Raw genomic sequence first — 13569 nt, 5'->3', positions numbered from 1 at the left:
ACGTCTCCCGGTGCGCTCCCGTCTGCTCCCGCTGCTCATCGTCCTGATGGCCGCCGTCCTGCTCACCCTCGGCTTCCCGCTCGCGATCAGCGTGGCCGCCGCCGAGCAGCAGCGTCTGGTGATCGACCGGATCGACGACACCGCACGGTTCGCCGCCCTGGCACAGTCCATCACCGACACCACCCCGGACAGCGAGGAGCGGCGCCGCACCCTCCAGACGGACCTGGAGCTCTACGCCTCGGTGTACGGCATCCGCGCCGGCGTCTTCTTCCGGGACGACCGGGCTCTGGCCAAGGCCCCCGGTTTCTGGACCCTGCCCGTCGAGGGGGAGGGGCGCACGGCCTTCAACGAGGCGCTGCTGGGTCGCCGCTCGCACGACCCCCCGCAGGTGTGGCCCTGGCGCGACGGCCGGGTCGTCGTCGCCTCGCCCGTCGTGCGCGACGGCGATGTGGTCGCTGTGGTGGTCCTCGACTCGCCCACCGGCGAGATGCGGTCCCGGATCCTGCGGACGTGGCTGTTCATCGGCCTCGGAGAGGCGCTGGCGTTGCTGGTGGCGGTCGGCGCGGCGGTACGGCTCACCGGTTGGGTCCTGCTGCCCGTACGGACCCTCGACGCGGCCACCCACGACATCGCCGGCGGCCGTATGCGCTCCCGGGTCGCCGCCTCCGCCGGGCCGCCGGAACTCAGACGCCTGGCTCGTTCCTTCAACGAGATGGCGGACAACGTCGAGGACGTGCTGGAGCAGCAGCGCGCCTTCGTCGCCGACGCCTCGCACCAGCTGCGCAACCCGCTCGCCGCGCTGTTGCTGCGCATCGAGCTCCTCGCCCTGGAGCTGCCCGAGGACAGCGAGGAGATCGCGGCCGTGCGCACCGAGGGGAAGCGGCTGGCCCGGGTTCTCGACGACCTCCTGGACCTCGCGCTGGCCGAGCACGCCGAGGCGGACCTCCAGCTGATCGACATCGTCCCGCTCGCCGCGGAGCGGGTCGCCTCCTGGCGCCCGATGGCGGAGCGGGAGGGTGTGAACCTCATCCTGGACGGGGCCCCGGCGGCCACTGCCTGGGCCGACCCCGTCGCGCTCTCCAGCGCCCTGGACGCGGTGGTCGACAACGCCCTGAAATTTACCCCCGCCGGAGAGGACGTCACGGTCACCGTCACCGCCGGAGCCGTGGCGGCGACCGTCCTGGTCGCCGACCGGGGTCCTGGCCTGACCGAAGCGGAGCTGGAGCGCGTCGGGGACCGCTTCTGGCGCAGCGCCCGCCACCAGAACATCAGTGGATCGGGCCTGGGCCTCTCGATCTCCCGGGTGCTGCTCGCGGCGGGCGGTGGCTCGATCGCCTACGAGCACCACGAACCGCACGGCCTGCGGGTGACCGTCTCGGTCCCCCGCGACCTGCCGGGGAGCTGACAGGGAAGGGCCCAGGGCTTCTACGGCGACACGGCCCGGGACCGCACGTCCCGGGACGTACGGCCAACGGCAGCGCCGCCTACGGCTTCACGGAGCGGTAGTAGTCCTTGGCCCCGTCGTGCACGTCCAGCGGATCCGTGTAGATCGCTGTCCGCAGATCCACCAACTGCGCCGCGTGGACCTCGCGGCCGATCCGGTCCCGGCTGTTGATCACCGTCCGGGTGAAGGCCTCGGTCATGGCCGCGTCCGTACGGTCGGTCGTGACGAGCAGGTTGGCGACGGCGACCGTGGGCACCGCCTGACCCTGCTGGGCCGGCGGATACACGTCGGCGGGCATCATGGCGGACCGGTAGAAGCGGGTGGGTCCGGTCGCCGCCTGGAGTTTCGCGGCCAGCTCGGCCTCCAGCGGCACCAGCCGGATGTCGAAGCGCTGCGACAGCTCCTGCACAGCCGCGGTCGGCAGCCCGCCCGACCAGAAGAACGCGTCGAGCCGGCCCTGGGCCAGTTGTACGGGCATGGTGTCGATGCCCACCGGCACCGGTGTGACGTCGTCGGCCGGATCGATCCCCGCCGCCGCCAGCAGCCGGTCCGCGACCAGCCGCACCCCGGAGCCCTCCTGGCCGACGCCCACCCGCATACCCCGCAGGTCGGAGATCGTCCGGACGTCGGAGTCGCGGGGGACGACCAGCTGGACGTAGTCGTCGTAGAGCCGGACACAGCCGCGCAGTCGCTGGGCCCCCGGTCTGCCGTCACGCAGATAGGTGGCCACCGCGTCGGCGGTGGCGATGGTGAAGTCCGCCTCGCCCGTCGCCACCCGGGCGAGGTTCTGCTGCGACCCCTCGCTGGTCCGCAGCCGTATGGACACCTCCGGCATGTCCTTGGCGAGCGCGCCCTCCAGCCGCTCCCCGTACCGCTGGTATACGCCGCTGGGCACTCCGGTGGAGAAGGTGAGCGACCCGCTCGGGTCCCCCTCGTCCTCCCGGGGCTGCAGCCACCACGCGAGCAGCCCGAGCACGACCGCGAGGACGGCGCCCGTCCGCAGGGTGCGCCGACGGCCGAATCGGGACAGAGCGTGGAGCATGCGGGCGATCCTGCCAGCTCACCCGCCCCCTGACCAGGCTTCCGCGTGAAGCCCGGCCCACAGCGCGCCGGGCCGGGCCGGGCGGCGGCCGGTCGGGGCCGGGCAAGGGGACGGGAGGGAGTCGCCCGGCAACCGCCTACCCTTGTCCCATGAGCAGCGGCAACCGGAGCGAAGCAGTGGACGTCCAGAAGAGCTACGAGGTGCGCACCTACGGGTGTCAGATGAACGTCCACGACTCCGAACGGCTGTCGGGTCTCCTGGAGGGCGCCGGTTACGTGCGGGCCCCCGAAGGCTGTGACGGCGACGCCGATGTCGTCGTCTTCAACACCTGCGCGGTGCGGGAGAACGCCGACAACAAGCTGTACGGGAACCTCGGCCGCCTCGCGCCCATGAAGACCAAGCGCCCCGGGATGCAGATCGCCGTCGGCGGCTGCCTCGCGCAGAAGGACCGCGACACCATTGTCAAGCGGGCCCCCTGGGTCGACGTCGTCTTCGGCACCCACAACATCGGCAAGCTGCCGGTCCTCCTGGAGCGCGCCCGTATCCAGGAGGAGGCGCAGATCGAGATCGCCGAGTCCCTGGAGGCCTTCCCCTCCACGCTCCCCACCCGCCGCGAGTCCGCCTACGCCGCGTGGGTCTCCATCTCGGTCGGCTGCAACAACACCTGCACCTTCTGCATCGTCCCGGCGCTGCGCGGCAAGGAGAAGGACCGCCGCACCGGTGACATCCTGGCCGAGATCGAGGCCCTGGTCGCCGAGGGCGTCTCCGAGATCACCCTGCTCGGCCAGAACGTGAACGCGTACGGCTCCGACATCGGCGACCGCGAGGCCTTCTCCAAGCTGTTGCGCGCCTGCGGCACCATAGAGGGCCTGGAGCGCGTCCGCTTCACCTCGCCGCACCCCCGCGACTTCACCGACGACGTCATCGCCGCCATGGCCGAGACGCCCAACGTGATGCCGCAGCTGCACATGCCGATGCAGTCCGGATCGGACAGCATCCTGAAGGCGATGCGCCGCTCCTACCGTCAGGAGCGCTTCCTGGGGATCATCGAGAAGGTGCGCGCCGCGATGCCGGACGCCGCCATCTCCACCGACATCATCGTGGGCTTCCCCGGCGAGACGGAGGAGGACTTCGAACAGACGATGCACGCGGTCCGCGAGGCGCGGTTCGCAGGCGCGTTCACCTTCCAGTACTCCAAGCGCCCCGGGACCCCGGCCGCCGACATGGACGGCCAGATCCCCAAGAAGGTCGTCCAGGAGCGGTACATGCGCCTGTCCGTCCTCCAGGAGCAGATCTCCTGGGACGAGAACAAGAAGCAGGTCGGCCGCACCCTGGACGTCATGGTCGCGGAGGGCGAGGGTCGCAAGGACGGAGCGACACGGCGCCTCTCCGGCCGAGCCCCCGACAACCGGCTGGTCCACTTCACGCAGCCCGAGAAGGCCGTACGCCCCGGCGACGTCGTGACCGTCGAGATCACCTACGCCGCCCCGCACCACCTGCTCGCCGAGGGCACACCCCTCGCCGTACGGTCCACCCGCGCGGGCGACGCCTGGGAGAGGCGCACCACCGAGGTCGCCGCCAAGCCCGCCGGAGTGATGCTCGGCCTCCCCGGCATCGGCGCCCCGGACCCGCTCCCGGCCGCCACGGCCCCGGCCTGCGGCATCGGCTGACGGCTCGGGTCCGCCCAGCGGTCTCGGCCGGCCGGGCCCGACGGCGAGGCCGGCTGACCGGCCCCGGCCTTCGGGTCCTCGCGGGGCTGACCGGCGCCCCTCCCCACGAGCCCCGCGCGGCCGACCGGGCCCGGCCCCCGGCTTCCGAAGTACGCTGACCGGCATGCTTGTCGCCGCCGCCGTGTGCCCCTGTCCGCCGCTTCTGGTGCCCGAGGTCGCCGCCGGGGCCGCCCCCGAGCTCGCCGCCGCACGTGACGCGTGCCTCGACGCCGTGGGAGTGCTCGCCGCCGCGCGCCCGGACCTGCTCGTCGTCGTGGGGCCGGGCGGCGACCGGTGCGCCGGGCCTCACCCGACGGGGGCGCACGGGTCCTTCCGGGGCGTTGGCGTGAACCTCGACGTGACGCTCGGCGAGGCACGGCGGGACGCCGCCGCGCCGGACAGGCCGCTGCCTCAGTCCCTCACGGTGGGCGCCTGGCTGCTGGGCCGGGCACGATGGGCGGGCGCTCCCGTCGAAGGGTTCGCTGTGGCGGAGAGCGAGGCCGCCCGTCAGTGCGCGGCGGCCGGACACTCCCTGGCCCGGCGTGCCGAGCGGGTCGCGCTCCTGGTGATGGGCGACGGCAGTGCCTGCCGCACGCTGAAGGCCCCCGGCTACCTCGACGAGCGGGCCGCCGCCTTCGACGCCCGCGCCACCGAAGCGCTCGGCTCCGCGGACCTCGACGCCCTCGCGGCGCTCGACGCGGAGCTCGGCCGTGAACTCAAGGCGGCCGGACGCGCCTCCTGGCAGCTGCTCGGCGGCGCCGCGCGGGACGCGGGGCTCGCCGGACGCCTGCTGTACGAGGACGCTCCGTACGGCGTGGGCTACACCGTTGCCGCCTGGTCCTGAACAGGCCGACGGCCGGTACGGGGCGGAGTGCCCCGTACCCACCGCCGGCCCGCGGTCACCGTGTCAGGAAGCGGGCGGCGGCGGAGGAGGAGTGTTCCCGGGTGTCCCGGGGGTGCCCCCGTCCTTGTTCCCCAGCTTGTCCACGGCCTCCTTGGCCTTGCGCGTACCCGAATCGATCTTGTCGCTGTATTTGCCCTTGGTCTTCTGGTCGACCGTGCGCGCGGCCTTGTCGAGGCCCTGCTCGATCTTGCCCCCGTGCTGCTGCGCGAGCTCGCCGACCTTGTCCTTGGCCGGCCCCAGCTTGGCCTTCAGGTTGTCCAGGAACCCCATTGGGTCACCTTCCGTGCAGTGAGGACTGTTCGCGGGAGCGTTCTCCCGTACCCATTGTCCGTCACCTGTCCGTTCCTGCCGTTTTTACTCGCCTCATTGAGCTTCCCCGGTGCGTCCTCGACGTCGTTCTCCGTGCCCGGCCGCGTCTCCGCGGACACCCGGCGTGTTCGGGAGGGCCCGGATGTTTGGGAGACTGTCCGGGTGACCCCTCCCGCTTCCGCCCCCCGCGTCATCACCGTCGTAGGCCCCACCGCAGCCGGAAAGTCGGATCTGGGGGTCTTTCTCGCCCAGCGGCTCGGTGGCGAGGTGATCAACGCCGATTCCATGCAGCTCTACCGAGGAATGGACATCGGCACCGCGAAGCTGACGGTCCCCGAGCGCGATGGCGTGCCGCACCGACTGCTGGACATCTGGGACGTCACCGAGACCGCCAGCGTCGCCGAGTACCAGCGACTGGCCCGTCTGGAGATCGACCGGCTGCTCGCCGAAGGTCGCACCCCGATCCTGGTCGGCGGCTCCGGGCTGTACCTGAAGGGCGCCATCGACGCGCTGGAGTTCCCCGGTACGGACCCCGAGGTGCGCGCCCGCCTCGAAGCGGAGCTGGCCGAGCGCGGCCCGGGCGCCCTGCATGAACGCCTCGCCGCCGCCGACCCGGATGCCGCCCGGTCCATCCTGGGGAGCAACGGGCGGCGCATCGTCCGCGCCCTCGAAGTCATCGAGATCACCGGCAAGCCGTTCACCGCCAACCTCCCCGGCGACGAGCCGGTCTACGACGCCGTGCAGGTCGGCGTCGACGTGGACCGCCCCGAACTGGACGAGCGCATCGCCCTGCGCGTCGACCGGATGTGGGAGGCGGGGCTCGTGGACGAGGTGCGCACGCTGGAGGCGTCCGGGCTGCGCGAGGGTCTCACGGCCTCGCGGGCCCTCGGCTACCAGCAGGTCCTCGCGGTGCTCGCGGGGGAGTGCACCGAGGACGACGCGCGGGCCGAGACCGTGCGTGCCACCAAGCGTTTCGCCCGCCGTCAGGACTCGTGGTTCCGCCGTGACGCGCGTGTCGTGTGGCTCGGCGGCGGACTCCGCGACCGGGATGAACTCCCGCACCGGGCGCTGACGTTGGTCGAACGAGCGGTCGCAGTCTGATCGCTTGAAAGGAGAACGACGTGTAGCAGGAACCCTCAGTGCCGCATCGAAGGCCATGTGCCGGCGCCGTCCATGCGCGTCCGCGCGCAACCGGGCCGAACGTCGTCGTGGGCCCGGCCGAGCCGTGTCAGTCCGCCGTGGGGAAGAGGCGGGCGGAGAGTTCGGCGACTGTTGGTGCCTCGAAGAAGACCCGTATGTCGTCGATCGGCGTGCCCAGCTCGCTGTGGACGCCCGCGGCGTAGCGGACGGCCGACAGGGAGCTTCCACCGAGGCGGAAGAAGTTGTCGTCGATGGTCAGGTCGGCCACGCCCAGGATCTCCGCGGCCAAGGCGCACAGCGTGCGTTCCTCGGGCGTGCGCGGCTCCCGGCCGGCGCGGGCCGGTGCGGGGCTCCCGGGTGCCGGTAGGGCGCGCCGCTCCAGCTTGCCGTTGGGGGTCAGCGGCAGCTCGTCCAAGGTCACGAAAGCCGCGGGCACCATGTAGTCGGGCAGCTGTGCCGCCAGCTGTTCCCGCAGGTGAGTGGTGTCCGGGCCGTCCGGCTGGGCGGGGGCGGCAGTGGGGGTGAGGTAGGCCACCAGGCGGGGGTCGCCCGGTCGGTCCTCGCGCAGGACGACGACCGCCTGCCCGACCTCCGGCAGTGCGGTCAGCGCCGCCTCGATCTCCACCGGCTCGACGCGGAACCCGCGCACCTTCACTTGGTGGTCGGCGCGCCCGTGAAAGAGGAGATGCCCGTCCTCGTGCCAGGCGGCCAGGTCGCCGGTGCGGTACATGCGGGCGCCCGGGGCTCCGAAGGGGTCCGGGACGAAGCTGCCCGCCGTCAGCCCCGGCTTGCCGAGGTAGCCGTGGGCGAGCTGGACGCCGGCCAGGTACAGGTCGCCGATGCCGCCCGGGGGGACGGAGTGCAGCGACCCGTCGAGGACGTAGACGCTGGTGTTCCACACGGGCCTGCCGATCGGGACCGTCGCGGAGGCGTCGCCGACGCCCGGGAGGCAGCGCCAGGAGGTGACGTCGACGGTCGCCTCGGTGGGGCCGTAGAGGTTGTGGAGGTCGGCCCCGAGCGTGCGGAGGCAGGGCTCCACGAGGTCGGCGGGAAGGGTCTCGCCGCTGCAGAGCACCCGGCGCAGGCTGCCGCATTCGGATGCGCCCGGCGCCTGGAGGAAGTACCGCAGCATGGACGGTACGAAGTGGACGGTGGTCACCCGCTCGGCGCGGATGAGCCGGACGAGGTAGCCCGGGTCCTTGTGCCCGCCGGGGCGGGCGACGACCAGCGTGGCACCGGTGATCAGAGGCCAGAAGAACTCCCAGACCGACACGTCGAAGCTGGCCGGGGTCTTCTGCAGGACGCGGTCGTCGGCCGCCAGGCGGTAGGTGTCCTGCATCCAGAGAAGGCGGTTGACGACAGCGTGGTGCGGGACCACGACGCCCTTGGGGTGACCTGTGGAGCCCGAGGTGTAGATGACGTAGGCGGGATGGCCGGGGGTGGGCCGGGCTCCGTCGCCGGGATCGGCCGGACGGGATGAGGGGAACGCCGCCAGCGACGCGACCGTGTGCGGATCGTCCAGGACCACGGCGTCGTCGGGTGCGTCCACGGCCCCGGCGGCCGATGTCGTGGTGAGCATCGCACGGGGTGCGGAGTCGCGCAGCAGGCGGCTGACGCGGTCGCGGGGGTGGTCCGGGTCGACCGGTACGTACGCCGCTCCGCTCTTGAGCACCGCGAGCAGCGCGACCACCAGGTCCACGGAGCGCGGCACCGCCACCGCGACCCGGTCGCCGGGGGCGACGCCGCGCTGGGCAAGCAGGTGCGCCAGGCGGTTGGCGGCGGCGTCGAGTTGGTCGTAGCGGGTCCCGCTGCCCTCGAATACCAGGGCGGTGCGCTCGGGTGTGGCCGCGACCTGGTCCTCGAACAACTCGGGGATCGTGGCCGGGGGGATTTTGCGCGGGGGGCCGTGCCATGGAACGCGCGCGGTGGAGGAAGCGGTCGCAGCGGCGGGTACGGCGGATGACGGTGACAACTCTCAGCTCTCCCAGCGAGGCGGGACGCCGTGCGCAGGACGGCGTTTCACAGACGTGGTGGAAGGGCGGAGCCGCGATGTGCCGAAGTTGCCACAGGGGTGTGGGGCTGTCAAGTCACGGGTTTTGGTGAGTGGAGTGCGCACTTGCCGTCTGTAAATGTGTCTATCGGTTTGGTGGGAGCTCGCGAAGTGATCTTCGGACAGCAAAAAGACTGACAACTGAGTGCATGTGACGGAAAACCGGATGAGGTGAGGAGATCTCAGTGGTCGATTCGGGGGCATGGACTTCCGTATGCGAGGCGTTCGCCGCGCGGCGCGTGACACATCCCGACGCCGTGGCCGTCACAGGTGCCTACGGTGATCTTTCTTTCGAGCAACTGGGCACGATGGCGGACTCCGTCGTGGCCTCGGTACGGGCGCTCGGCGCCCCCTCCGAGTGCGCGGAGCTGCCTGTCGGATACCTGGGGGCGCGCCGTCCCTACTTCCTGGCGACGGTGCTGGGCGTGCTCGGCAGCGGCGCGGCATATGTGCCGCTGGACCCGTCGTGGCCGGCGGCCCGCATCGCGGACGTCGCCGAAGTGGCGGGCCTGCGCCATGTGTTCGTCGACGCGGAGCACGCCGCCCTCGCCCGCGACGCCGGGCTGTCCCACGTGCTCCCGGTGGTGGAGGTGCCGACGCGGACGGAGGCACCGGAGCGCCGGGCGCCCGTGGCGCGGTGGGCCGGGACGGGCTCGGACCTCGCCTACCTCGTGTTCACCTCGGGCTCGACCGGCGCGCCGAAGGGCGTGCTGACCGAGCACGCGGCGCTCGCCAACGCCTGTGCCCGGGTGGCCGACCGCTGGGAGCTCACCCCGGCGGACCGGGTGCTCCAGTTCACCTCGCTCGGTGTGGACATCACGCTGGAGGAGGCGTTCAGCGCCTGGACGGCAGGCGCCGCGCTCGCCCTGATGGATTCCGCGACCGCGGGTGACCTCGTGCGGTTCACCGCGTTCCTGGCGGAATTCCAGGTCAGCGCCCTCGATCTGCCGACCTCCTTCTGGACCACGTGGCTTTCGGCGGTGGAGGCGGGAGACGTGCCGCCGCCTCCCGGATGTGTGCGGGTGGTCGCGGTCGGCAGCGAGGAGGTCGCCGCGGACGACATCGCCCGCTGGCAGGCCGTCGCCGGTCCGGAATGCCGCACGTTCAACATGTACGGGTCGACCGAGCAGGCCATCACCTCCGTCGTGGACGGGCCCCTCGCCCCCGGCGACCCGGTGGGCAGCGGTGTGATCGGCCGGCCGCTGCCGGGCGTCCGCGCCTATGTGCTCGACTCGCGACTGCGCCCGCGGCTGCCGGGCGTTCCGGGAGAGCTGTACGTCGGCGGGCTGGCTACGGCCCGCGGCTACGTGGGACAGCCGGGGCGCACGGCGCAACGGTTCCTGCCCGACCCGTTCACGGACCGCCCCGGCACCCGGATGTACGCGACCGGGGACCGGGCTGTGGCCCTCACCGACGGTGGTTTCCGCTTCGCCGGGCGCATCGACACGCGCTTGAAGATCAGAGGCTTCACCGTGCAGCCGCGTGAGGTCGAGGGCGTACTGGCCGAAGTGGCCCGGGTCGAGAAGGTCGCGGTGACCGCGGAGCCGGGGCCGGACGGCAGGGACCTGCTGGTCGCCGAGGTGGTCGGGACGGCGGACGCCGAGGACACCGAGTCACTCGTGGCGGAACTCACCGGGCGGGCGGCCGAGCGGCTGCCGCACTACGCCTGCCCGCAGCGGTACGTGGTGCACTCCCCCGCGGGCGGCGCGCCGCGCACGCTCATCCGCCCGTCGGCCCGCCCGCCGCGGAGCGCGGACACCGACCAGGTCACCGACAGGCGCTCCGACGGGGTCACCGACACCCATCGTGCCGCGGTCGCCGCGGTCACCGCCGTGTGGCGAGAACTCCTGGGCGACCAAGAGATCACGGCCCGGGACAACTTCCTCGACCTCGGCGGCAACTCGCTGCTCGCCATCCAACTGCTGACCCGGTTGAGCGGACGGTACGGCGTGACTATCGACGTCGCCCGGTTCTTCGAGGAGCCCACGGTGGCCGCCCTCGCGGCGGACCTCGTCGAGGCGGGCGCGCTGACGCGGGAGAGCGCGAGCGGTCCGCCCCGGCTGCCGCACACGGCAGGAGGCGAGGGACCGTGCTGGTCCGGCCAGGAGCGGATGTGGTTCCTCCAGCGCCTGTTGCCCGAGTCCGCCGCCTACCACATACCGCTCGCGTTCGAGGTGACGGGCGGCGTCAGCGTACCCGCTCTGCGGACCGCGCTGCGGGCGGTGGCGGTGCGGCACGAGCCACTGCGTACGGCCATCCGACTCGACGGCACCCGGCTCTCCCAGATCGTGGTCGCACCGGACATCCCCGTCGAGACGGCGTCCGTCCCGCACACCGTCCAGGAGGAACTGTCCTCACAGGGCGGCGTGCTGGCGGCGTTCGTCTCGCGCCCGTTCGACCTCAGTTCGGGCCAGGTGCTGCGCGCAACGGTGGTCGAGTGCGCGGCCGGCCGCAGCCTCCTCGCCTTCGCCGTCCACCACGTGGCGTTCGACGAGTGGTCGGCGGGGCTGTTCGTCGACGAACTGAGCGGAGCGTACGCCGCCGCCCTGAACGGCGGGGACAGCGCGCCGTCCGATCGGCGTCCGCTCGGCGCGCGCTACCTGGACTTCTGCGGCTGGCAGGCGGACACGGCGTTCCGGCGGCGCGTGACGGAAGGGCTCGGATTCTGGCGGGAGTACCTGGAGGGGCTGCCCGAACAGGCCCTCCCCGCCGACCTGCTTCCGCCGGAGCGGCCCACCCGCGCGGGCGCCGAGCGGCGCTTCACCGTGCCGCGCCGTCAGACCGCCGCCCTCGAAGCCCTCACCCGGCGCGAGGGGGTCACCCGCTATCACACGCTCCTCGCGCTGTTCTCCGTCCTGCTGGCGCGCTACAGCGGAACGTACGACATGGCGGTCGGAGTGCCCTCGGCCAACCGTGACTCGGAGGAGCTGGAGGAGCTGATCGGCTTCTTCGTCAACACCCTTCCCGTGCGCGTACGGCTGGATGACAACCCCACCTTCGCCGAGGCGGTGCGCCGCGTCAGTAAGAGCACGCTGGCCGCGCAGGCAGCCGGGCACGTCCCGGTCGACGAGATCGCCCGTGCCGTAGGCAGGCAGGGGTCCGCCACCCGGAACCCGATGTTCCAGACACTGTTCGTGATGGACGAGGAGCAGCGGGGCTCGCTGCGGCTGCCCGGCTCGCGGGTCCGTCCCGCGCACGTGCCCGTGCGGTCCTCCGCGCTCGACCTCACGCTGGCCATCGGCGATGGCGAGAGCGATGACGGAGGTGACGACGGGACGCTGAGCGGGCGCCTGTGGTACTGCGCCGAGGTGTTGGCCCCGGAGACCGCGGAGCGCATGGTCGCGAGCTTCCTGACGCTGGTGGACCAGGTCGTCGCGGACCCGGACCTGCGGGTGCGGGACATGGACGCCGCGCGCCCGGCGGACCGGTCGCTGGCCGCCGCCGCCGACCTGGCCCTCGATCCGGCGGAACGGGCGCCGTTGGCACTGCGGTTCGAGGCCGCCGCACGGCGGTGGCCGGAGCGCACAGCTCTCGTCTCGGACGGCCGGGACGTGACGTACGGTGCGCTGTCCGAGCTCGTCGAGGGCGTCCGCGCCCAGTTGCGCGATGCCCTACCGATGACGGGGTTCGTGCCGCTCGTCCTCCCGGAAGGGCCCGCGCTGATCGCCGCGATGCTTGCGGTGAACAGCCTTGGGCGGGCCTTCGTGCCCGTCGACCCGCGCTGGCCGACGCGGCGCGTCGCGGACGTCGTCGCACGGACCGGAAACCCGTTCGTCGTCGTGGCCGAGGGCACGGACGCGGATGCGCCGGCCGTGCCGCCCGGTGTGCGGCTGCTACCCGTCGGGGATCGGCCGGAACCGAGCCGTGAGCCGTACGCCGCGGACGCGCCCGGCGACGAGCGGCGACCGATGTATGCGGTGTGCACGACAGGGCCGGCCGACCCGCCTCAGCTGGCCGTCGTCGCGCACCGGGCGTTCGCCCGCCACACAGCGTGGGCCGTGCGGCACTTCGGTGCGGAGGGCTTTGGCGCGGACGGCTTCGGCACGGCCGCGCCAACGGTCCTGCACCTCACACCGCCCGCCCGCGCGCACGGCGTCTGGGAGCTGCTGTGGCCGCTCGCGCACGGGGGCACCGCCGTCCTGCCCGAATCCGGCGCACGGGCCGACCTGAAGGCGCTGGCGGCGACGCTGGCCCGGGACGGTGTGAACACACTCTTCCTCCTGCCGAGCATGCTGGCCGAACTGGTCGACCAGCTCGGTCAAGCCGGCCACCTGCCTGCCGAACCCGGCCGTGTTGACGACCTCTCCTCCCTGCGGACCGTGATCACCATCGGCGAGGCTCCCCGGGAGGAGGCGGCGCGCCGCTTCGCCACCCTGGCTCCGGCCGTGCGCCTGCACCACCTGCACACGGACGCCGGAGGGGGCCTGGCCGCGCTGGTCCGGTCGCTGACCGGCGACCAGGAAGAGGGCCGCGGACTCGTCGCCGGCGACGGCTCGGCCGTCATCGTCGATGATCGGCGCCGCGCGGTTCCCCACGGCGTTCTCGGTGAACTCTGCCTGACCGCCGACGCCCCCGAGACCGATGCCAACTCGTCCGACGGCCTCACGAGCGCCGTCCTCGACCGGCGGCGTCTGGTGGAGAGCCGCTACCCGGAACTGTCGGCCGGTGCCCGGCTGGTACGGACGGGCGAGCTCGCGCGGATGCGGCCGTCCGGCGCCGTGGAGCTGTGCGGTACGGCCGACGACCGGGCTGCGCTCCGAGGCGTCCAGGTGCGGCTCGGCCGGATCGCCGCCCATGTGGCCGACCACCCGGGGGTCCGCTCCGCCACGGTGGCCGCGACACCGCCCGACGTGTCCCAGCCGCACCGGATCGCCGCACTCCTGGCCGCCGTGCCACCCGATGTAGCCGCCGCGCTGCGTGCGGTCACCGGGGCGGACGCCCTCCCGACCACCCCGCCGAACGGAAGGTGAC

Annotated in this window: 7 protein-coding genes and 1 pseudogene; 5 read left to right on the top strand and 3 right to left on the bottom strand. The window is 72.8% G+C overall.

From position 1 onward, the window contains the following. Nucleotides 1-10: 10 nt before the first annotated feature. On the top strand, nucleotides 11-1405 hold the full coding sequence (locus ACZ60Q_RS28430; RefSeq protein WP_469640201.1) for a sensor histidine kinase: 1395 nt from the start codon (nucleotides 11-13) through the stop codon (nucleotides 1403-1405). Between the two features lie 79 nt (nucleotides 1406-1484). Here ACZ60Q_RS28430 and ACZ60Q_RS28425 read toward each other — a convergent pair whose 3' ends face one another. Next, the gene (locus ACZ60Q_RS28425; RefSeq protein WP_469640199.1) at nucleotides 1485-2486 is read right to left on the bottom strand and encodes a TAXI family TRAP transporter solute-binding subunit; all 1002 of its coding nucleotides are present in this window, start codon (nucleotides 2484-2486) and stop codon (nucleotides 1485-1487) included. A gap of 149 nt (nucleotides 2487-2635) precedes the next feature. Between ACZ60Q_RS28425 and miaB the strand changes: the two genes are divergently transcribed. Together miaB and ACZ60Q_RS28415 are read left to right on the top strand one after the other, a co-directional pair. After that, a complete protein-coding gene (gene miaB / locus ACZ60Q_RS28420) occupies nucleotides 2636-4156 on the top strand; it encodes a tRNA (N6-isopentenyl adenosine(37)-C2)-methylthiotransferase MiaB (RefSeq protein WP_469640197.1) in 1521 nt (506 codons plus the stop codon). Nucleotides 4157-4319: 163 nt separating this feature from the next. Further along, nucleotides 4320-5039, top strand: a complete 720-nt coding sequence (locus ACZ60Q_RS28415) for a class III extradiol dioxygenase subunit B-like domain-containing protein (RefSeq protein ID WP_469640195.1) — start codon at nucleotides 4320-4322, stop codon at nucleotides 5037-5039. A 63-nt stretch (nucleotides 5040-5102) separates the two neighbouring features. Here the strand turns inward: ACZ60Q_RS28415 and ACZ60Q_RS28410 are convergent, their stop codons facing one another. Continuing rightward, on the bottom strand, nucleotides 5103-5369 hold the full coding sequence (locus tag ACZ60Q_RS28410; RefSeq protein WP_469640193.1) for an antitoxin: 267 nt from the start codon (nucleotides 5367-5369) through the stop codon (nucleotides 5103-5105). Between the two features lie 201 nt (nucleotides 5370-5570). Between ACZ60Q_RS28410 and miaA the strand changes: the two genes are divergently transcribed. Then, nucleotides 5571-6509: a tRNA (adenosine(37)-N6)-dimethylallyltransferase MiaA gene (gene miaA / locus ACZ60Q_RS28405; protein ID WP_469640191.1), complete on the top strand. Its 939-nt coding sequence runs from the start codon at nucleotides 5571-5573 to the stop codon at nucleotides 6507-6509. 127 nt (nucleotides 6510-6636) lie between these two features. Here miaA and ACZ60Q_RS28400 read toward each other — a convergent pair. Then, nucleotides 6637-8415 (bottom strand): annotated as a pseudogene (locus ACZ60Q_RS28400) (amino acid adenylation domain-containing protein); the annotation flags it as partial. Between the two features lie 368 nt (nucleotides 8416-8783). Between ACZ60Q_RS28400 and ACZ60Q_RS28395 the strand changes: the two are divergent. Beyond that, nucleotides 8784-13568, top strand: coding sequence for an amino acid adenylation domain-containing protein (locus ACZ60Q_RS28395; RefSeq protein ID WP_469640189.1), 4785 nt, complete (start codon nucleotides 8784-8786; stop codon nucleotides 13566-13568). Nucleotide 13569: the final 1 nt, after the last annotated feature.

The sequence above is a fragment of the Streptomyces sp. NPDC104313 genome (assembly GCF_055583985.1).
The sequence above is the reverse complement of the archived record's forward strand: the minus strand, read 5'-3'. Positions and strand labels throughout refer to the sequence as shown.